The sequence below is a fragment of the Hymenobacter glacialis genome (assembly GCF_001816165.1).
GTDB lineage: Bacteria > Bacteroidota > Bacteroidia > Cytophagales > Hymenobacteraceae > Hymenobacter > Hymenobacter glacialis.
Window position 1 is genome coordinate 128504 of sequence record NZ_MDZC01000046.1, and the last position, 19791, is coordinate 148294.

Here is a 19791-nt window from a genome sequence, read left to right on the forward strand (position 1 = left end):
AAAGGATAAAAAAGGAACGTCATGTCAGGTAGTGCCCAACATGACGTTTTTACTGCCAGTTAGGACAGCTTATTTGCCTTCCAGGGCCTGCACGCCGGCTTCGGCCACGGCGTGGTCGTCTTCCACGGTGCTGCCCGAAACGCCAATGGCGCCCATTACCCCCCCGCTACGCCCCTTAATGGGGATGCCGCCGGGGAAGGTGATGAGGCCGCCGTTAGAGTGCTCAATATTGAAAAGCGGGCCGCCGGGCTGCGACAAACCGCCGATGGCACCGGTGGGCATGTCGAAGAAACGGGCCGTTTTGGCTTTTTTAATGGAAATATCCAGCGAACCAAGCCAGGCGTCATCCATGCGAATGAACGCGACGAGGTTGGCCCCGGCGTCAACCACGGCAATGTTCATCTTGACGTTCATGTCAACCGCTTTCTGGTGGGCGGCTTGGAGGGCCGTCTGTGCTTGTGCTAAGGTAATTCCCATGGTGCTGTTGGATTTGTAAGAGAAAATATTCTCTATTACAACGGCTATCAGCCCAGCATGTTCAGCAGCGACCCCACCTTGCGACGATACCCGGCACGTATTGCGACGATTGCACAAGTTCAATTACCCGCCCTGCGCTCGCCCCGGCAGCTATTAAAAAATCATGGGCGGATTGAGCAGCGCGCGCCAGGCAATGGCCATCACCAGGGCCAGCCCCACCAATCCCCACGCCACGTAGGTGGGTTGTGGACGCCGCACTGTATTAGAAAACAGTTCGTTGAGGCAGGCCGCCGCCAGGGGGACCACTAGCAGCCCCATGCCCACCAGGTGCAGCCCTTCCTGCATACTCAAATACGGGAGCTTGAGCAGGGCGATTAACGCCCCTCCCATAACCCAGGGAATAACCAGGGTGGCCACCACCATCAGCCGGCGGTTGGTGAATTGCATCACCGTGCGCGAGTCGTGGGCCTGCAAAAAGGCCAAGGCGCCGAAGTAGCCCAGCGCTACCTGCACCAGTCCGGCTAGAATGGCCAGCAGGGTATTTACCACGTTACCGGCCTGAAACAGCCAGTCGGGCACATACCAGAAGCCCGATTGAACAAAGGTGTCTGTGAGCAAGGCGCCAAACACGGTATTGCAGCAGTGGAACGCCGTCCACAGCAACAGCAGCTTGAAAAGGCCGCGCTGGGCCCGCTCGCTGCGCCAGTACCAGGCAAAGGCGACCACGCCCAGTAGCAGGCTCACCAGGGGCCCAATGCCGTGAGCCGCAATAATGGCCGCGGGCCACCATTCCGCGTCGGCCATGCGATAAGCTATGCGGCTGGGTCCCCAGGTGCCGTGCAGCTCGTAGAACCAGGCCACGCCTACTTCGGCGGCCTGCTGGAGCCCCCACACCACGTAATACGTGAGCACGTAAATGGCGAGGCCGTTGGCTGCCGCAATCAAAAATTTCCCCTTTTCTGCTTGAAGAGTGGCGGAGGGTATGGTATCAGTTTCCGGTTGCATAGGTGGCCCAACAATGCAGGCAAGAATGGGTAATCGCCAAATCTAAGCAGGCAGCGAGAATGTTAGGAGAGGCGGCCTACCAGATGGCTGGCCGCCGGCTGGGTTTTGCGCCAGGCCTTCGTACCTTCGCGAACTGAAAAACTGCCCTCTGTGAAGAATATTCGTAACTTTTGCATAATTGCCCACATCGACCACGGTAAGAGTACCCTGGCCGACCGCCTGTTGGAGTTCACCAGCACCGTGGCCAAGCGCGACATGCAGGCCCAGTTGCTAGACAACATGGACCTGGAGCGCGAGCGCGGCATCACCATCAAGAGCCACGCCATTCAGATGCAGTACCCCTACAAGGGGGAAATCTACACGCTGAACCTGATTGACACGCCTGGCCACGTCGACTTTAGCTACGAAGTAAGCCGCAGCATTGCCGCCTGCGAAGGTGCTTTGCTGATTGTGGATGCCTCGCAGGGCATCGAAGCCCAGACAATTTCCAACCTCTACCTCGCCATTGGGGCCGATTTGGAAATCATTCCGGTGCTCAACAAAATCGACCTGCCGCACGCCATGCCGGAGGAAGTGACCGACGAAATTGTGGACCTCATCGGCTGCGAACCCGGCGACATCCTCCACGCCTCGGGCAAAACCGGCATCGGCATCGAAGCCATTCTCAACGCCATCTGTGACCGGATTCCGGCCCCCAAAGGCGACCCTGAAGCCCCCCTGCAGGCGCTGATTTTTGATTCGGTTTTCAACTCCTATCGCGGCATCGAAGTCCTGTTTCGCATCAAGAACGGCACCATGCGCAAAGGCGACAAGGTGAAGTTTATGGCCACGGGCAAGGAATACGGCGCCGATGAAATTGGCATTCTGGGCCTCAACCAGGAGCCGCGCCAGGAAATGAGCGCCGGCAACGTGGGCTACCTCATCTCAGGCATCAAAGAAGCCCGCGAGGTGAAGGTGGGCGACACGATTACGCACGTGGCGCGGCCTACCACCGAAGCTATTCAGGGCTTTGCCGATGTGAAGCCGATGGTATTCGCCGGCATCTACCCTGTGGAGACAACCGAGTACGAAGAGCTGCGCTCCTGCATGGAAAAGCTGCAGCTCAACGACGCCTCGCTGGTGTGGGAGCCCGAAACGTCGGTGGCCCTGGGCTTCGGCTTTCGCTGTGGCTTCCTGGGTATGCTGCACATGGAAATTGTGCAGGAGCGCCTGGAACGCGAGTTCAACATGACGGTTATCACCACGGTGCCCAGTGTGCAGTTCCACGCCATTGGCACCAAGGACCAGATGCTGACCATCAACGCGCCGAGTGAGATGCCGGACCCGAACATGATTAAGCTCATCGAAGAGCCTTTCATCAAGGCCCAGATTATCACGGCGGCCGAGTACGTGGGCCCCATCATCACGCTGTGCATGGACAAGCGCGGCATCATCAAGGGCCAGTCCTACCTCACGTCCGAGCGGGTGGAAATGACCTTTGAGCTGCCGCTGTCCGAAATCGTATTCGACTTCTTCGACAAGCTCAAAACCATCAGCCGCGGCTACGCCTCGCTCGACTACGAGCTAATTGGCTTCCGCGAAGCCGACATGGTGAAGCTGGACGTGATGCTAAACGGCGAGAAGGTGGATGCCCTCTCGGCCATTGTGCACCGCTCCAAGAGCTACCAGTGGGGCAGCCGCCTCTGCGAGAAGCTGCGCGAACTGCTGCCCCGCCAGATGTTCGACATTGCCATTCAGGCGTCCATCGGGCAGAAAATCATTGCCCGTGAAACCGTGAAGGCCCTACGCAAAAACGTAATTGCCAAGTGCTACGGCGGCGACATCAGCCGGAAGCGCAAGCTGCTCGAAAAGCAGAAAGAAGGCAAGAAGCGGATGCGCTCCGTGGGCTCCGTCGAAATTCCTCAGGAAGCTTTCCTGGCCGTTCTGAAAATTGATTAATAATTGAAAATGCGGCTTTCAGGCCGCATTTTTTTTGCGTTTATGTCATGCTGACGGAGCAAGCATCTTATCACGGCTTCCTTTGTCAGATTTGCCAACCACATGCAGCGCGAGGCGTGAAAAGGTCCTTCGTTGTGCTCAGGATATCACCTATTATCTTATGACTTCTGTAACCACCAACAACCTCATTGACGGCAAGCAAACCGCCGAGGATATCAAAGTTGAAATCGCGGCCGAAGTAGCCATCCTCAAAGCTGAGGGCAAAAAGGTGCCGCACCTGGCCGCCATCCTCGTGGGGCACGACGGTGGTTCCGAAACCTACGTGCGCAACAAAGTGCTGGCCTGCGAGCGGGTGGGGTTTCAGTCCACGCTGCTGCGCTACGAGGACGACATTACTGAGGCCGACCTGCTGGCCAAAGTAGCCGAATTGAACCACGACCCCGAAATTGACGGATTCATCGTGCAGCTCCCGTTGCCGGCTCACATCAACCCCGAAAAGGTGATTGAAGCCATCCGGCCCGAAAAGGACGTCGACGGTTTTCATCCCATGAACATTGGCCGGATGGTGGCCGGCCTGCCCGCGCTATTACCTGCTACGCCCTCGGGCATCGTGGAACTGCTCAGCCGGCAGGGCATCAAAACAAGTGGCAAGCACGCCGTGGTAATTGGCCGCTCCAACATTGTGGGAACACCGGTTAGTATACTATTGGCTAAGAATTTGGATACGGCCAACTGCACCGTTACTTTATGCCATTCGCGAACTGAAAACCTGGCCGAAATTTGTCGCACCGCCGACATTGTAGTGGCGGCTATTGGCCGGCCCGAGTTCGTAACGGCCGACATGGTGCAGCCCGGTGCCGTAGTTATCGACGTGGGCACGACCCGCGTACCGGACGCCTCCAAGAAGAGTGGCTATACACTGAAAGGCGACGTCAACTTTGCCGAAGTTGCGCCTCTGGCGTCGGCCATTACGCCGGTGCCGGGAGGCGTGGGTCCCATGACCATCGCCATGCTACTCCTCAACACCCTGCGGGCTGCCAAGGGAGATATTTATCCGAAGGCAAGCGCCTGAATTTAGGAATATTTGGTTAACCTTACACCGCGACGTACTTTTAAAGTTCGGCTCTGGGAACGGTGTGTTCCTTAGCCTGCGTTCAGGAGGCTTAGCTTTCCGACGCATTACGTTATGATTTCCGTGAATATACTTTCCTCTGAAATAGTTGCACCCATTGGTGCTGTGCCGGCTAGTCCGGCAGGCGTTATGCTCCCCGTGATGGAGCAGTTCTACACCATTCAGGGCGAGGGCTACAACACTGGCCGGGCTGCTTATTTCATCCGCCTCGGCGGCTGCGACGTGGGTTGCGTGTGGTGCGACGTGAAAGAGTCCTGGGATGCCGACGCGCACCCGCGGCAAGCGGTGGCGGAGCTGGTGGCGGCCGTGCTGGCCTACCCCGGCCGCGATGTGGTCATTACCGGGGGCGAGCCCCTGATGCACGAACTGGGACCGCTCACGGCCGCTCTGCACGCAGCAGGCTGCCGCACCTGGCTCGAAACCTCGGGGGCTCATCCGCTCTCCGGCACCTGGGACTGGATATGCCTATCGCCCAAAAAATTCAAGGCCCCGCTGCCCGAAGTGCTGGCCACGGCTCATGAGTTGAAAGTGGTTGTTTTTAATGGGCATGATTTTGTATGGGCAGAGGAGCATGCGGCGTTAGTGCCCGCCACCACCCGCCTGTACCTGCAACCCGAGTGGAGCCGGGCCGCCCGCATGACGCCAGAATTAGTAGAATACGTGAAGCAGCACCCGCGCTGGCAGGTGTCGCTTCAAACGCATAAATACCTCGATATCCCGTAGCTAACTCTATGCACCGTCTTTTCGTGTTGGGGGCGTTCCGCCTCGGAATTGTATTTCTACTGTGGTTGACCGCTACAGGCGCGGCCTGGAGCCAGCTTCCTGTCCGGGTCCAGACCCCCACCAACACCAAGGCGCGCACCCTGCTCGAAAAGGCCCAGCAGCAGGTTAAGGCCCGGGATTTTATTAAGGCCATTGAAACGCTTAACCAGCTCAACCAGAAGTTTCCATCGTTTGGTGAGGCCTACTTGTTGAAGGGGTCGCTGCTGAAAGCCATTGGTGACAACCGCGGCGCCCTGGCTGCCTACCGCGACGGTCTGACCAAGGTGCCAGTAGAGGCCACCCATGCCTCGGAGTACCAGCTACTGGGCGACCTGGCCCTGAGCTATGGCGAGTACCAAACGGCGCTCGATGCCTATAAGCAGTTGATGAAAGTGGCGCCCAAAACCCAGCGCAACTTGGCCAAGTCGCAGCGCCAGATGCTGACCTGCGAGTTTGCGCTCAAGGCCATGCAGGAGCCCGTGGGCGAGGCTCCGGTGCCGCTGCCCGCGCCCCTCAATAGCTTTAAGTTTCAGTATTTTCCAGCCCTCACCGCCGATAACCGCTTTCTGCTGTTTACGGGCCGCCCGGCGGCAAGCAGCGGCGAAGACCTGTTTGTGAGCCGCCAGAATAAGGACGGTACCCTGGGGGTGCCGGTACCTATTTCGCCGGCCATCAATACGAGCTACAACGAGGGGGCGGGCTCGATATCCGGCGATGGCAAGACCCTGGTTTTTGCATCGTGCGACCGGCCCAAAGCCATCGGCAACTGCGACCTGTATATTTCGCGGCGAACCGGCAACAACTGGAGCGCGCCGGTCAACCTCGGCATCAACGTCAACTCCACGGAGTGGGACTCGCAGCCTACGCTCTCGGCCGATGGCCGCACCCTGTACTTTACCTCCACGCGCCGGGGCGGCCAGGGGCAGGAAGATATATACGTGACCACCCTGCAGCCCGATGGCAAATGGAGCCCCGCCAAGAACCTGGGCACGCCGGTAAACACGGCGGGCAAGGACATGGCCCCCTTCATCCACGCCAGCGGCACCACGCTCTATTATGTCACCGATGGGCTGGTGGGCATGGGCGGCCTCGACGTATTTCGATGCGAAAAGACAGCAGCCGGCACCTGGAGCGAGCCCCGCAACCTGGGTTACCCGCTCAATACCTTCGAAAACGAAGCGTCCCTTTTTATCACCTCTGACAACCAGCGGGGTTTTTGCTCGCGTAGCCGCGCCACCGATGAGCCCGCCGCAGGCTCGCGCCTGGTGCGGGAGCGCCCTGTGGAACTGTTTGGCTTTGCCGTGGCGCAACCCGTGAAGGCCCGCGAAACCAGCACCTACACGCAGGGGCGGGTATTTGATGCCAACACCAAAAAGCCGCTCAAGGCCGAAGTAAAGCTGTACGACCTTGAAACCGATGAGCTCATTCAGTTTGTGACGTCGGACCCGGAATACGGCGACTACACCGTGGTACTCAACGAGGGCCACCACTACGCCATGTACGCTGCCGCCGACAAGTACCTGCTCAAAAGCCTAAGCTTTGACTACTCCAGCCAGCGCACCTTCGACCCGCTCACGCTGGATATTTACCTGGAGCCCGTGCGCTCGGGCCGTAGCGTGGTGCTGAATAATCTGTTTTTCGATACCAATAAGTACGAGCTCAAACCCCGGTCTCGCACCGAGCTCAACCGTCTTATTGAGTTCCTGCGCCAGTACCGCGACGTGCAGATTGAAGTATCCGGCTACACCGACAACGTGGGCACGCCGGAAGATAATTTGCAACTCTCGCAGCGCCGCGCCCAATCGGTAGTGGAGTATTTGTCGGCGCACGGAATTTCGGTAAACCGGCTGCGCTCGAAAGGATACGGCGCAAAATCTCCTTTGGCAGCCAATGATACGGAAGCCCATCGGCAGCTAAACCGCCGCATTGAGCTTCATATTCTGTAATAACTAGGGTCGACTTGGGTTTGAGAGCGGAACCGGTCTGAGCACTAAAAACGTGTTTTTACTTAAAGCAAGGCTTTAAAAAGAGTAAAATATAATTGCATTCTGTTAATAAAAATATATGGCTCGCCGGTTGGCGAGCCTTTTTTTTGTTTAATTGACTCATTGGCCGAATATTATTTAAGCATCTATGAATGAGGATTATATATCATTTCACAGAAATAAATAGGTCACAAAAGTGACAAAAAAAAGATTGTCCGTTTGAGAAATTATTTCCCTTACGTTTGGACCAGTCAAACACACCGGTTTGGCTTTGTCACTCATTCTCTCACCCAATCTTTCTTAATCCCATGAAAAATTTATTCTTGGCTACTTGCATTGCAGCGGGCGTATCAGTTGCTTCACCTGTCTGGGCAACTGGCGGCCCCGGACACGGTGCTTACTCACCTGCCATGATGAGCCGCGCTACAACGCTAACCCGCGCCCTGGCCGAGCGCATCCAATTCAACGAAGCCCAGTTCATTGCTGTGAAGCAGCTTCACCTGAACATGCTCACAGAGCGCCGCGACCTTGAAATCCTACTTAACGGCGCCAGCGCCGAAGAGCGGGACACCCAACTCTCCTGGGCGCAGCAGCGCTACGAGAGCGAGTTGATGTTCCTGCTAAAACCCCAGCAGCTGGTGGCTTACCAAGCCCTTCGCACCAACCTCACCGCTCACCGGGTGAAGTAGGGGAGGCCCCTGCTGGACACAAAAAAAGCCCGCTTTGCAGAGCGGGCTTTTTTGTGTGCCAATAGTTACCAATTGTCGGTTGCCAGTTGGTTGATTAACCAGAAACCTGCTCAACTAACCAGTAGCAGCTAGCGGGCGCTAATTTCCTTGTAGTCGCGCTCCAATTCGCCGGTGTAAATCTGGCGGGGACGGCCGATGGGCTCTTTGTTCTCGCGCATTTCCTTCCACTGGGCAATCCAGCCGGGCAGGCGGCCCAGGGCAAACATCACCGTGAACATCTCCGTGGGAATGCCCAGGGCTTTGTAAATAATGCCCGAGTAGAAGTCCACGTTCGGGTAAAGCTTGCGCTCGATGAAGTACTGGTCGGTGAGAGCGGCTTGCTCCAGCTCCTGCGCAATTTTCAGCAGGGGGCTGTCTTGCAGGCCCAGTGCTTGAAGCACTTCGTCGGCAGCCTTCTTGATGATGGTGGCGCGGGGGTCGAAGTTCTTGTACACGCGGTGGCCAAAGCCCATGAGACGGAACGAGTCGTTCTTGTCTTTGGCTTTGTCAATCCACTTGCTGGTGTCGCCGCCATCAGCCTCGATTGATTCCAGCATCTCGATAACTTCCTGGTTGGCACCGCCGTGCAAGGGACCCCACAAGGCGTTGATGCCCGCCGAAACCGAGCCGTAGAGGCTGGCGTTGGCCGAGCCCACGAGGCGCACGGTGCTGGTGGAGCAGTTTTGCTCGTGGTCGGCGTGCAGGATGAGCAGCTTGTTGAGGGCGCGCACCACAATGGGGTTGACTTCGTACTTCTCCGTGGGGAAGCTGAACATCATGTACAGGAAGTTGGCGCAGTAGTCGAGGTCGTTGCGCGGGTAGATGAGCGGATGGCCCACCGAATTCTTGTAGCTCCAGGCGGCAATGGTCGAAATCTTGGCCATGAGGCGCACGATGTTCAGGTCCAGCTCCTCTTTGCTGATTTCGGGCGCAATGCTCTTGGGATAAAAAGCCGTGAGCGAGCAGATAAGCGACGACAAGATGCCCATGGGGTGGGCCGACGACGGGAAGCCGTCGAGAATCTTGCGGATGTCTTCGTGCACCAGGGTGTGCTGCGTGATTTCGTGGTTGAAGTCAGTAAACTCCTTTTCCGTGGGCAAAGCGCCGTAAATCAGCAGGTAGGCGACTTCCAGAAAGCTCGACTTTTCGGCCAGCTGCTCAATTGGGTAGCCGCGGTAGCGCAAAATGCCTTCTTCGCCGTCGAGGAAAGTAATGGCGCTTTTGGTGGCGCCGGTGTTCTTGTAACCCGAATCGAGGGTAACATAACCGGTTTGGTCGCGCAGCTTGCCGATATCAAACGCTTTTTCGTGTTCGGAGCCTTCAATGACGGGCAAGGTGATGGATTTGCCGTCGAGGATAAGTTCAGCAGATTCTGCCATGGGCGGGAGGGATGAGAAAGAAATTACGGTGCGAAACTAACGCATAAGCCGTAAGCCGGGAAATTTCCCGGCCTCGGAGTCAGGGTAAATACAGGATAAACGGGTTAGATGTTCGATAATAAATGCGACCAAGCCGGCCCTGAGCTACTTGCCGATGCAGAATTCGGTGAAAATACTGGTGAGCAGGTCCTCCGATGAAATTTCTCCGGTAATCTCTCCCAAGGCTGCCAGCGCGTGGCGCAAGTCGGCAGCCAGCAGCTCGGTGCCGCGATTAGTGTCGAGGCCGGCTTGCACCGCCGCCAGGTGCGCCGCTGCCGTTTCCAGGGCGCGGGCATGCCGCACGTTGGTGACAATGGTTGCCGAGGCCGTGTTTTCCAGGTCGGAGCCCCGCACCTGAGCCAGCAAGGTCGTCTGCAGCGCGTCCAGGCCCTGTTTGGGGCCGGCTGCCACCAACACCAGCGGTACCGGCTGAGCAGCCCTCCCAAACGCAGCCATAAAGCTGGCCTGGGTTTCCGGCGATGCCAGGTCGGTTTTGTTGCCCACGGCTACTACCGGCAGGTGCAGCCCCTCGGTAAGTGCCTCAATCTCACTCCGCACTTCGGCAGGCGTTACCTCGGTCAGGTCGAACAGGTAAAGCAGCAAAGCTGCCTGGCGCACCCGCTGCCGTGTGCGGCTCACCCCAATGGCTTCAATCTCATCGGCCGGGTTGTCGCGCAGACCGGCCGTATCCACAAACCGAAAACGGATGCCCTCCAGGCTCACTTCGTCTTCAATGAAGTCCCGGGTGGTGCCCGGAATGGCGGACACAATTGCGCGCTCTTCGCGCAATAATGCGTTGAGCAGGGTAGATTTGCCGGCATTGGGACGGCCGGCTATCACGGCGGTGATGCCATTTTTAATAACGTTGCCCAGCTCAAAAGAGCGCAGCAGGCCGCCCACCACGCCCCGCACTTCGGCCAACAGCAGCGCCAGGCCGCTGCGGTCAGCAAATTCCACGTCTTCCTCACCAAAATCAAGTTCCAGCTCCAGCAGGGCCGCAAACTTGATGAGCCGGGCCCGAAGCGCGCGCAACTCCTGCGAGAAGCCGCCACGCAGCTGGTTGAGGGCCACGCGGTGGCTAATGGCGGAGTCGGAGGCGATGAGGTCGGCCACGGCCTCAGCCTGAGCCAGGTCCATGGCACCGTGCAGGAACGCGCGCTTGGTGAACTCGCCGGCTTCGGCCAGGCGGGCTCCCTTCCGGAGCAGCAGGGCCAGCACCTGGCGCACTACATAGTCGGAGCCATGGCAGCTGATTTCCACCACGTCTTCCCGGGTGAAGGACCGTGGGTTGCGGTACAGGGCCACTACTACTTCATCTAGCAGCTGGCTGGTTTCGGGGTCGCGCAGAGTGCCGTAGTGCAGGGAGTGGCCGGGGGCTGTGAGCAGGCCTTTCTTGCTGAAAACAGTGGCGGTAATTTCTATTGCGGCGGGGCCGGAGAGCCTAATTACTGCCAATGCCCCGGCACCCGGAGGGGTAGACAATGCGACGATGGTGTCGGAAAAAATTGTCTGAACCACTGGTTTTTTGGGTTAAGCGGATGGGGCGGTTTTGGCTACCGTACCCCGATAAATGGCTATTCGGTGACGAACAAATTGCAGCTTACTTCAGCTGAAATCAATGCGGTGCGTTCGCCGTTTACTCTGATTTCAAATGAGTTGTCGTAAGTAACCTTATCAAGTACTTCAACCAACGCGCCCAACTGCAGGCCTACTTTGTCGAGGTACTGCAGGAAGGGCGCTGTGGTGTTTTTGACGGCGGCCAGGGTACCTTGTTCGCCAACCACCAGGTCGGCCAACAGGCGGTGGGTGGGGCGACGCATGGCCCCGTCTTCGGCGGGAATAGGGTCACCGTGGGGGTCCAGAGCGGGGTGACCCAGAAAGGCATCGAGCCGGCGCATGAGCAGCGGCGACTGCACGTGCTCCAGCTCCTCGGCTACATCGTGCACCTCATCCCAGTTAAAGCCCAGCTGCTGCACCAGGAAAACCTCCCAAAGGCGGTGCTTCCGGATGGTGAGCAGGGCCAAGCGCTGGCCTTCGGGCGTGAGTTGCACGCCACGGTACTTTTCGTAGGCTAAGAGACCCTTATCGGCCAAACGGCGGAGCATATCCGTAACGGAGGCCGCGCGCGTGTCGAGGGCAGCGGCTATGCGGTTGGTGCTCACACCGGCGGCGTCCGGCGCGTCCTCGGCCAGCTTGTAAACGGCTTTTAGGTAATTCTCTTCGGTGTGGCTGGGCATGCAATCGAATTAAAAATCAAAAATGAAGAATTAAAAATCAGGCTGAATGAATAGACCTATGCCTTACTCATTCAGCCTTTTTTACAATTTTTAACTCTCAATTCTTAACCAGCTTCTCTAGAACTTCAGCAGAGCCGAAGCCCAGGTAAAGCCGCTACCAAAGGCGGCCATGCACACCAGGTCGCCGCGCTTGATTTTGCCTTCCTGCACGGCTTCGCTCAGGGCAATGGGAACTGAGGCCGCGGTGGTATTGCCGTAGCGCTGAATGTTGCTGTATACTTTATCGTCGGACAAGCCCATTTTCTGCTGCACAAACTGCGTGATGCGCAGGTTGGCCTGGTGCGGAATGAGCATATCGATGTCGGAGGCCTCCATTCCGTTTTGGTCCAGGGCTTCCTTGATGACCTGGGGAAAGCGCACCACAGCGTTTTTGAACACAGTTTGTCCGTTCATGTAGGGGTACAGGTCCTGCGGGTTGTCCAGCACGTATTGCAGGCGGTCGGCCCGGTTCGAGCCAGGCTCCTTCACAATAAGCTCTTCGGCGTGCTCGCCCTGCGAGTACAGGTGCGTACTCAGGATGCCCTGGCCTTCCTGGGTGCTATTGCGCAACAGCACAGAGCCGGCGCCATCGCCAAAAATAACCGAAACCGTGCGGCCTTCCGGGGACTTGTCGAGGCCCGAAGAATGAATCTCAGAGCCCACCACCAGCACGGTGTCGTACATGCCGGTGCGAATGAACTGGTCGGCTACGGACAGGGCGTAGATAAAGCCGGAGCACTGGTTGCGCACGTCCAGCGCGGGGCAGTTATTGGTGATGCCCAGCTCGCGCTGCATGAGCACGCCCGAGCCGGGAAAAAAATAATCGGGTGAGAGCGTGGCGAAGACAATCATCTGCACGTCGTTGGGAGCCACGCCGGCCATCTCCATGGCTTTGCGGGCGGCATTGGCGCCCATATTGGCGGTGGTGTCGGTGCCTTCTTCAAACCAGCGGCGCTCCTTAATGCCGGTACGCTCCTGAATCCAGGCATCGGAGGTGTTCATAACCGGCTCCAGTTCCGCGTTGGTAACCACCCGGGTAGGCACGTAGTGGCCGACGCCGGCAATGTAAGATTGACGCAATGTTGCCATGGGGAGCGGGAATTGTGGTGGGATTTCTAGTGAAATGAAGTGTGGAGCAAACGAAACCGCCGCTAAAAGTAACGGCTTTGAGCACGCAAATCGGGGGGCAAAGGTGGCAGGTTAAACGAGAGAATCCAGCAAACGCCACAATTTTTTGCCTTCTTCCGTCCACAGTACGTCAATTGGAACGCCTTGGGGATAGAAATTTGTCCCACGCAGCACATTTACCAGCTCGGGCGCATCAAACGGTTGGCTGAAGTCCAGTTGCAGGCCTGCGCCGTGCTGCTGCAGCACCAGCTGCCATAGGGCGTTGGGCGAGGTGACAACCGGCAGACCATGGGCCAGGTATTCAAAGAGCTTGGTGGGCCGGCAGCGCGCCGTGCTGGTGTGGGGCCGGTAGGGCAGTAGGCCCAGGTGGCTGCGTTCGATTGCGGCCACTACCTGTGCGTGCGGCACCAGCTCCTGGCCGCCGATGAGGGTGAGCCACTCGGCATGCTCGGCCGCTTGCTCCTGCAATTGCCGCAATAGCTGCGGCTGCTGGCAAAACCCGATAATGGTAAGATGCACGCCCCCGGGCCAGGCCTGGTGCAGCAGCCGGGCAAAGGCCAAAGCTTCCCAAATGCCGTTGAGCTCCGAAATGGTGCCCGAGTACAGCAGGCGCAGGGGTTCGCCTGGCGGCGGGAGCTTCACGGGTTGTTGCGGCAGTACCTGGCCGGGCAGGGGCTGGTACTTGTTCTCCAGTACCAACACACGGTGGGGGGGCAGCATGCGCAGAAAAGGCAGCTCGTCGGCGTAGCTGGCTTCGGCCAGGATGATGGCGGCGGCCCGGCTGGCGGCCAGGCCCTGCACCCAGCGCAGGGCCGCGGCTACCCCGCGCCGAACCAGCCCGCGGTACACGCGCTGGGTGGATACGTTAAGTGCGTAGTTTTCCTGAATGTCGTAGACAAACCGGCGGCCTTTGCCCAGCCACTGCCACAGGAGCGTGAGCGGCAGGAGCTCGGGGGCGTGTACGATGACCACCGCCGGCTGCAGCACGCGTAGCAGCCGCCAGTAGCGCCCCTGGGCCAGCAGGCGGTTGAAGCTCAAGCGGGAGCCCCGGAAAATGTCGTGGTGGCAAATCCGGGGAAAGGCTTCCACCAGGCGGTAATCCAAATCATCGGCCGTGGCCCGGCCCGCCACGTGCACTTGCACCTGCGGCCGGCGGAGCAGTGTTTCGGCAAACTTTCCGCGCATACGGGTGTCGTCTACGGGTTTCAACACCGAAGCCAGCAACACCAACAAACGGGGGGGACCGGAGCCAAGCACGCCCCAAAGATGCTATTTTTGCTACTTCCAAACGGGGCGGGCATTTTCCGGCTCCCATTTGCAAGCACATTTTCTTACCTCATGGCTGAATTCCAAACCATAATCGAGCAGGCCTGGGCCGACCGCTCCCTGCTCCAAACCCCCGAAACCAAAGCTGCCATCGAGCACGTCATCGAGGAGCTCGACAAAGGCCGCCTGCGCGTGGCCACGCCCCCTGCCGAAGACGGCGGCGAGTGGACCATCAACGAATGGGTGAAAAAAGCGGTTATCCTCTACTTCCCCATCCGCCAGATGAGCACCCAGGAAGTCGGCCCTTTTGAGTTCCACGATAAAATGGCCCTCAAAACCGACTACGCCGGCCAGCAGGTGCGCGTGGTGCCGCCCGCCGTGGCCCGCTACGGCGCGTTTCTGGCCCCCGGCGTTATCCTCATGCCCAGCTACACCAACATCGGCGCCTACGTGGGCGAGGGTACCATGGTGGATACCTGGGCCACCGTGGGCAGCTGCGCGCAGGTAGGCAAAGGCGTGCACCTGAGCGGCGGCGTAGGCCTGGGCGGCGTGCTGGAGCCCGTGCAGGCGGCCCCCGTCATCATCGAAGACGGCGCGTTTATCGGCTCGCGCTGCATTCTGGTAGAAGGCTGCCGCATCGGCAAGGAAGCCGTCATTGGCGCGGGCGTCACCATCACCGGCAGCACCAAAATCATCGACGTGACCGGCCCCGAGCCCAAAGAGTACCGCGGCTACGTGCCGCCCCGCTCGGTGGTCATTCCCGGCTCCATTCCCAAGCAGTTCCCGGCCGGCGAGTACCAGGTGCCGTGCGCCCTCATCATCGGCCAGCGCAAGCCCAGCACGGACTTGAAAACGAGCCTTAATGACGCGCTGCGGGACTTTGGCGTAAGTGTCTAGACCACGGATGGGCTCGGATTCTTCCGGATTTCACGGATTTTGTGGACGACTACAAACCCAACTGCTTTCTCGATACAAAAATACCAACCACAAAAAAGGCCGATCAATCGAGCGGCCTTTTTTGCTAATTCTGAACTCGTGTACAAAATCCGTGCAATCTGGAAAAATCCGAATCCATCCGTGGTCTAGATGCCCGCTTTTAGTTTATCGCCGAACAGCGCCTTCACTTTATCCACCTTGGGGCGGGCCACAAACTGGCAATAGGGCTCGTGGCCGTGCTGGTTGTAATAGTTCTGGTGGTAGTCCTCGGCGGGGTAGAAAGTTGGGGCTGCCATGATTTCCGTCACCACGGGATTGGGGAAGGCCTGGTTGTCGTTGAGCTTCTGCTTGTAGCCTTCGGCCAACTGCTTTTGCTGCTCGTTGTGGTAGTAGATGCCCGAGCGGTACTGGGTGCCCGAGTCATTGCCCTGGCGGTTGAGGGTGGTGGGGTCGTGAGTTTTCCAGAATATTTCCAGTAGCTCTTCGAAGGTGATAACGGCCGGGTCGAAGGTGATGTCGATGACTTCGTTGTGGCCCGTGAGGCCGCTGCATACTTCCTTGTAGGTGGGGTTGGCGATGCGGCCACCGGCGTAGCCGGATACCACTTTTTCCACGCCCTTCAGGTTTTGGAATACGGCTTCGACGCACCAAAAACAGCCTGCTCCAAATGTTGCTTTTTCCATGTAATGGGGAGATTTATTAAGATGTGAGTACAACGCGCTGCCACCAGCCTTGGTTATTACGAACCCGCTGGTACTGGGCCGCGCATCGTGCAGCCATAACAACCACTACTCCCATATTGTGCCGCAAACAGGCCGCGAAAGCAGAAAAGGCCACCGCAATAAAGCAGTGGCCTTTTTTGCAGAGCCGGTTGTGGCTCCTGCTGACTAGCGGCGGAACCGCTCCGCTACCACCAGCTCCTTCGAGCCGGCCGTGTATTGGTAGAAGCCTTCGCCGGACTTAGCACCCAGGCGGCCAGCCATTACCATGTTTACCAGCAGGGGGCAGGGGGCGTATTTGGGGTTGCCCAGGCCCTCGTGCAGCACCCGCAGAATGGCCAGGCATACATCCAGCCCAATGAAGTCAGCCAACTGCAGCGGCCCCATGGGGTGGGCCATGCCCAGCTTCATCACGGTGTCAATCTCCTCCACGCCGGCCACGCCTTCAAACAGCGAAATGATGGCCTCGTTAATCATGGGCAGCAGAATGCGGTTGGCCACAAAACCGGGGTAGTCGTTTACCTCGGTGGGCGTTTTGCCCAATTGGCGCGACAGCGCCATCACTTGCTCGGTCACGGCATCGGAGGTGGCGTAGCCCCGAATTACTTCCACCAGCTTCATCACTGGCACAGGGTTCATGAAGTGCATGCCAATTACCTGCTGCGGGCGCTTGGTAACGGCCGCAATCTTGGTGATGGAGATGGACGAGGTGTTGGATGCCAGAATGGCATCGGCCGGCGCGAACTGGTCGAGGTCGCGGAAGATTTGCAGCTTCAGGTCCACGTTTTCGGTGGCGGCTTCTACTACCAGGCCCGCGTTGGCCACGCCTTCCTGTAGCGAGGTGAACGTGCGCAGGCGCCCCAGCGTGGTGGTTTTATCTTCCTCGCTCAGGGTGGCTTTGCTTACCTGGCGGTCCAGGTTTTTGGTAATGGTGCCCAGCGCGCGGTCCAGCGCGGGCTGGCTGATGTCGATGAGGGCCACGGTAAAACCGTGCTGTGCGAATACGTGGGCAATGCCATTGCCCATGGTGCCGGACCCAATAACGGCTACGTTCATAATTAGCGGGAAAAGAAGGTAAACAGCTGAGTAAAAAAGTGCAACAAAGCTACACTTGTATTGGCTGCCATCGATTTTGTTTTAATTCTAGAAAATATTTTTTCACTTATTATATCTTTTTAGCAAGTGCCGCGTACAATGCCCCAGAGACACTTCTTTTTTCTTTCACCTCCTTCAATCTCTCTCTTGTCATGGGCAATCTCCTGTACATCATCGCCGTCATTCTTGTTATCATCTGGGCAATTAGCTACTTCGGTGGTTTTTTCACCGGTGGCATCATTCACACCCTGCTCGTGATTGCGATTATCGCCATCCTGCTGCGTGTGATTAGCGGCCGAAGCGCGGTATAGCTAGCCCTCTTAGGGTAACCAACGCGGTATAGCTAGCCCTCTTAGGGTAACCAAAAAGCATAAAAAAGCCTGGCTGTTAATTCAGCCAGGCTTTTTTTGTGTCTGCGAAATGCGAAAAGCTACTTCCCTATGTTGAACAGGAAATTAAACCGAATGACCGGGTTGGGGTACAGGCTCTCAAACGAGTCGTTGAAATTATAGAGCACCAGAATATCGGCCGCTGCCCGGTCGCTGAACTGCTGGCGGTAGCCCGCCCCCAGCAGGGGGCTTTCTATGCTGCGCGAAAGCCCGCGGCCGGTGGGATTTTTGTTGGAGTCGTATTCCAGCACCTTGGCCCGGGTCACTTCGTATTCGCCGTGAACAAAAAACTGTTGGTAAACCCGGAATTGGGCGAAAGCCTTCACGCCAAAGTTGTTGCTCTTTAGCGTCTGGCCCGGAGCCCTGTTTCCATAGTCCACCGAGTTGTTGCTGTAGGAGTAGGTAATGCCGGGGCCGATGGCCAGCCGGTCGTTTACGCGGTAACCCAGGGCGGGCGACGCTCCAATCACAAACTGGCTAACCTGGGCCGCACCCGCGAAATAGCTGTTGTAGCCCAGGCTAAAGCCCGAATACACAAAAAACTTGGTAGGGGGCGGGGTGTTGGCCGCCTCGCGCGACTCCCGCGTGCCCGGCAGGTCCAGGCCGGAGGGCCGGTCGGGCGTGGGCTGGGGCGCTGGCGCCTGGGTGGGCTGCGGGGCAGGCACCGGCTGGGCAACGGGCGGTGCAGCCGGCTCTACCGGCCGCGGCGGTGCGGGCGGCGCCGTCTGGAGCACGGGCTTTTCCTGAGCCAGCGCCCGGTGCGTCGGCAGGCAGGCGGCCGCGGTGACGAGCAGCAGGGGAAGCAAATGGCGTTTCATGGGAAGGGAGTAAAATGGGAAGAGCAAAGTGCCGGGCAGACAACTGCGTCGCACCCAAAATAGTATCCGGGTGCGGCATTCTCCGGCCGTGTTTAGGCCATTTTGTACATTTTTTGCCGCTGCGCCTTAAGGTTCTCGTCGGCCAGGTATTCCTCGTAGTTCATGCGCCGGTCGATGATGCCATCGGGCGTGAGCTCGATGATGCGATTGGCTACGGTGTCGATGAACTGCAGGTCGTGCGAGGCAAACAGCAGCGAGCCGGGGTAATCACGCAGTGCGTTGTTGAGCGCGGTGATGCTTTCCAGGTCCAGGTGGTTGGTAGGGTCGTCCAGCACCTGCACGTTGCCGCCTTCCAGCATCATTTTGGAAAGCATGCAGCGCACTTTTTCGCCACCGCTCAGCACGTTGCTTTTCTTCTGCGACTCCTCGCCCGAAAACAGCATCCGGCCCAGCCAGCCACGCACAAAGCTCTCGTCTTTGTCGGTGGAGTACTGCCGCAGCCAGTCCACGAGGTTGAGCTCACCCGACTGGAAAAAGCTGTTGTTCTCCTTAGGAAAATAGCTGGGGGTGATGGTGGTGCCCCACTTCACCTCGCCGGTGGCTGCCGTGGCTTCGCCGAACATGATGTCGAAGAGCAGGGAGGCGGTGCGGTCGTCGCGGCCCACAATGGCTACCTTGTCTTTCTTATCCAGGGTGAAGCTAACGTTCTTGAAAATCGTCTGGCCGTCTACCTTGGCGCTCAGGTTTTCCACGGTCAGCAGCTGGTTGCCGGGCTCGCGGTCGCTCTTGAAGGCGATGTACGGATAGCGGCGCGAGCTGGGCTTGATGTCTTCCAGCGTCAGCTTCTGCAGCAGCTTTTGGCGGCTGGTGGCCTGCTTGGATTTCGAGGCGTTGGCCGAAAAGCGGCGCACAAATTCTTCCAGCTCTTTGCGGCGGTCTTCGGTCTTTTTGTTGGCATCCTGGCGCTGGCGCAGCACCATTTGGCTGCTTTCGTACCAGAAAGAGTAATTGCCGGGGTACATCTGAATCTTGCCGAAGTCCAGGTCGGCCATGTAGTTGCACACGGCGTCGAGGAAGTGGCGGTCGTGGCTCACCACAATCACCGTGTTCTGAAACGAGTCCAGAAAGTTTTCCAGCCACAGCACGCTCTCGGCGTCCAGGTTGTTAGTAGGTTCGTCGAGCAGCAACACGTCGGGGTTGCCAAACAGTGCCTGTGCCAACAGCACGCGCACTTTTTCGCTGGCGCCGAGGTCGGCCATCAGCGCCTGGTGCTTGCTTTCCACAATGCCGAGGCCGGAGAGTAGCTCGGCGGCTTCGTACTCCGCGTTCCAGCCTTCGAGGTCGGCAAACTCGCCTTCCAGCTCGGCGGCACGCTCACCGTCGGCGTCCGAGAAATCGGCCTTGGCATACAGGGCATCCTTCTCGGTCATCACCGCGTGCAGGCGCTGGTGGCCCTGAATCACGGTTTGCAGCACGGGCTGGTCGTCGTAAGCAAACTGGTTCTGCTTGAGCACGGCAAGGCGCTGGCCGGCGGGCATTTCCACCGAGCCGGTGTTGGGCTCCAGCTCACCCGACAGGATTTTAAGAAACGTCGATTTGCCGGCGCCGTTGGCCCCAATCAGGCCGTAGCAGTTGCCCGGCAGGAACTTAGCCGTAACGTCTTCAAATAAAATGCGCTTACCATAGCGCAGGCTGACATTGGAGGTCGAAATCATTCAA

Annotated in this window: 18 protein-coding genes; 7 read left to right on the forward strand and 11 right to left on the reverse strand. The window is 58.3% G+C overall.

What is annotated here, in order from left to right; all coding sequences use genetic code 11:
- Positions 1-69: 69 nt before the first annotated feature.
- Positions 70-477: a GlcG/HbpS family heme-binding protein gene (locus BEN48_RS05075; protein ID WP_070733513.1), complete on the reverse strand. Its 408-nt coding sequence runs from the start codon at positions 475-477 to the stop codon at positions 70-72.
- A 153-nt stretch (positions 478-630) separates the two neighbouring features.
- Positions 631-1422: a hypothetical protein gene (locus tag BEN48_RS05080; protein ID WP_070733514.1), complete on the reverse strand. Its 792-nt coding sequence runs from the start codon at positions 1420-1422 to the stop codon at positions 631-633.
- A gap of 210 nt (positions 1423-1632) precedes the next feature.
- Here BEN48_RS05080 and lepA point away from each other — a divergent pair, with 210 nt between their 5' ends.
- The 5 genes from lepA to BEN48_RS05105 all read left to right on the forward strand — a co-directional run bounded on the left by lepA (position 1633) and on the right by BEN48_RS05105 (position 7988).
- Positions 1633-3420, forward strand: coding sequence for a translation elongation factor 4 (lepA, locus tag BEN48_RS05085; protein WP_070733515.1), 1788 nt, complete (start codon positions 1633-1635; stop codon positions 3418-3420).
- Positions 3421-3580: 160 nt separating this feature from the next.
- Complete coding sequence (locus BEN48_RS05090; RefSeq protein WP_070733516.1) at positions 3581-4492, forward strand: bifunctional 5,10-methylenetetrahydrofolate dehydrogenase/5,10-methenyltetrahydrofolate cyclohydrolase; 912 nt, start codon at positions 3581-3583, stop codon at positions 4490-4492.
- Between the two features lie 201 nt (positions 4493-4693).
- Positions 4694-5275 carry a 7-carboxy-7-deazaguanine synthase QueE gene (locus BEN48_RS05095; protein ID WP_193408653.1) on the forward strand — a complete coding sequence of 194 codons (582 nt, stop codon included), beginning with the start codon at positions 4694-4696 and terminating at the stop codon, positions 5273-5275.
- An 8-nt stretch (positions 5276-5283) separates the two neighbouring features.
- Positions 5284-7260, forward strand: coding sequence for an OmpA family protein (locus BEN48_RS05100; protein WP_070733518.1), 1977 nt, complete (start codon positions 5284-5286; stop codon positions 7258-7260).
- A gap of 449 nt (positions 7261-7709) precedes the next feature.
- Entirely contained in the window at positions 7710-7988 is a 279-nt protein-coding gene (locus tag BEN48_RS05105) for a hypothetical protein (protein WP_070733519.1), read from the forward strand.
- Between the two features lie 128 nt (positions 7989-8116).
- Here BEN48_RS05105 and BEN48_RS05110 read toward each other — a convergent pair whose 3' ends face one another.
- From BEN48_RS05110 to BEN48_RS05130, 5 genes are all read right to left on the reverse strand, one after another.
- Positions 8117-9406 carry a citrate synthase gene (locus BEN48_RS05110; protein ID WP_070733520.1) on the reverse strand — a complete coding sequence of 430 codons (1290 nt, stop codon included), beginning with the start codon at positions 9404-9406 and terminating at the stop codon, positions 8117-8119.
- A 144-nt stretch (positions 9407-9550) separates the two neighbouring features.
- A complete protein-coding gene (gene mnmE / locus BEN48_RS05115) occupies positions 9551-10963 on the reverse strand; it encodes a tRNA uridine-5-carboxymethylaminomethyl(34) synthesis GTPase MnmE (RefSeq protein ID WP_070733521.1) in 1413 nt (470 codons plus the stop codon).
- A gap of 56 nt (positions 10964-11019) precedes the next feature.
- On the reverse strand, positions 11020-11682 hold the full coding sequence (locus tag BEN48_RS05120) for a metal-dependent transcriptional regulator (protein ID WP_070733522.1): 663 nt from the start codon (positions 11680-11682) through the stop codon (positions 11020-11022).
- Between the two features lie 117 nt (positions 11683-11799).
- Positions 11800-12801 (reverse strand): 3-oxoacyl-ACP synthase III family protein, encoded by a 1002-nt coding sequence (locus BEN48_RS05125; RefSeq protein WP_094122932.1) that lies wholly within the window; start codon positions 12799-12801, stop codon positions 11800-11802.
- Positions 12802-12921: 120 nt separating this feature from the next.
- Positions 12922-14061: a glycosyltransferase gene (locus tag BEN48_RS05130; RefSeq protein ID WP_158010106.1), complete on the reverse strand. Its 1140-nt coding sequence runs from the start codon at positions 14059-14061 to the stop codon at positions 12922-12924.
- Positions 14062-14187: 126 nt separating this feature from the next.
- On the opposite strand from BEN48_RS05130, the gene BEN48_RS05135 reads away from it, so the two are divergent.
- Entirely contained in the window at positions 14188-15012 is an 825-nt protein-coding gene (locus BEN48_RS05135; protein ID WP_070733524.1) for a 2,3,4,5-tetrahydropyridine-2,6-dicarboxylate N-succinyltransferase, read from the forward strand.
- A 185-nt stretch (positions 15013-15197) separates the two neighbouring features.
- On the opposite strand, the gene msrA is transcribed toward BEN48_RS05135, so the two are convergent.
- Positions 15198-15734: a peptide-methionine (S)-S-oxide reductase MsrA gene (gene msrA, locus BEN48_RS05140; RefSeq protein WP_070733525.1), complete on the reverse strand. Its 537-nt coding sequence runs from the start codon at positions 15732-15734 to the stop codon at positions 15198-15200.
- Positions 15735-15938: 204 nt separating this feature from the next.
- Positions 15939-16829, reverse strand: a complete 891-nt coding sequence (locus tag BEN48_RS05145; protein WP_070733526.1) for a 3-hydroxybutyryl-CoA dehydrogenase — start codon at positions 16827-16829, stop codon at positions 15939-15941.
- A 188-nt stretch (positions 16830-17017) separates the two neighbouring features.
- Between BEN48_RS05145 and BEN48_RS18640 the strand changes: the two genes are divergently transcribed.
- Positions 17018-17176 carry a lmo0937 family membrane protein gene (locus BEN48_RS18640; protein WP_125921607.1) on the forward strand — a complete coding sequence of 53 codons (159 nt, stop codon included), beginning with the start codon at positions 17018-17020 and terminating at the stop codon, positions 17174-17176.
- 119 nt (positions 17177-17295) lie between these two features.
- Here the strand turns inward: BEN48_RS18640 and BEN48_RS05150 are convergent, their stop codons facing one another.
- Positions 17296-18072: a porin family protein gene (locus BEN48_RS05150; protein WP_070733527.1), complete on the reverse strand. Its 777-nt coding sequence runs from the start codon at positions 18070-18072 to the stop codon at positions 17296-17298.
- Positions 18073-18164: 92 nt separating this feature from the next.
- Entirely contained in the window at positions 18165-19787 is a 1623-nt protein-coding gene (locus BEN48_RS05155) for an ABC-F family ATP-binding cassette domain-containing protein (RefSeq protein ID WP_070733528.1), read from the reverse strand.
- Positions 19788-19791: the final 4 nt, after the last annotated feature.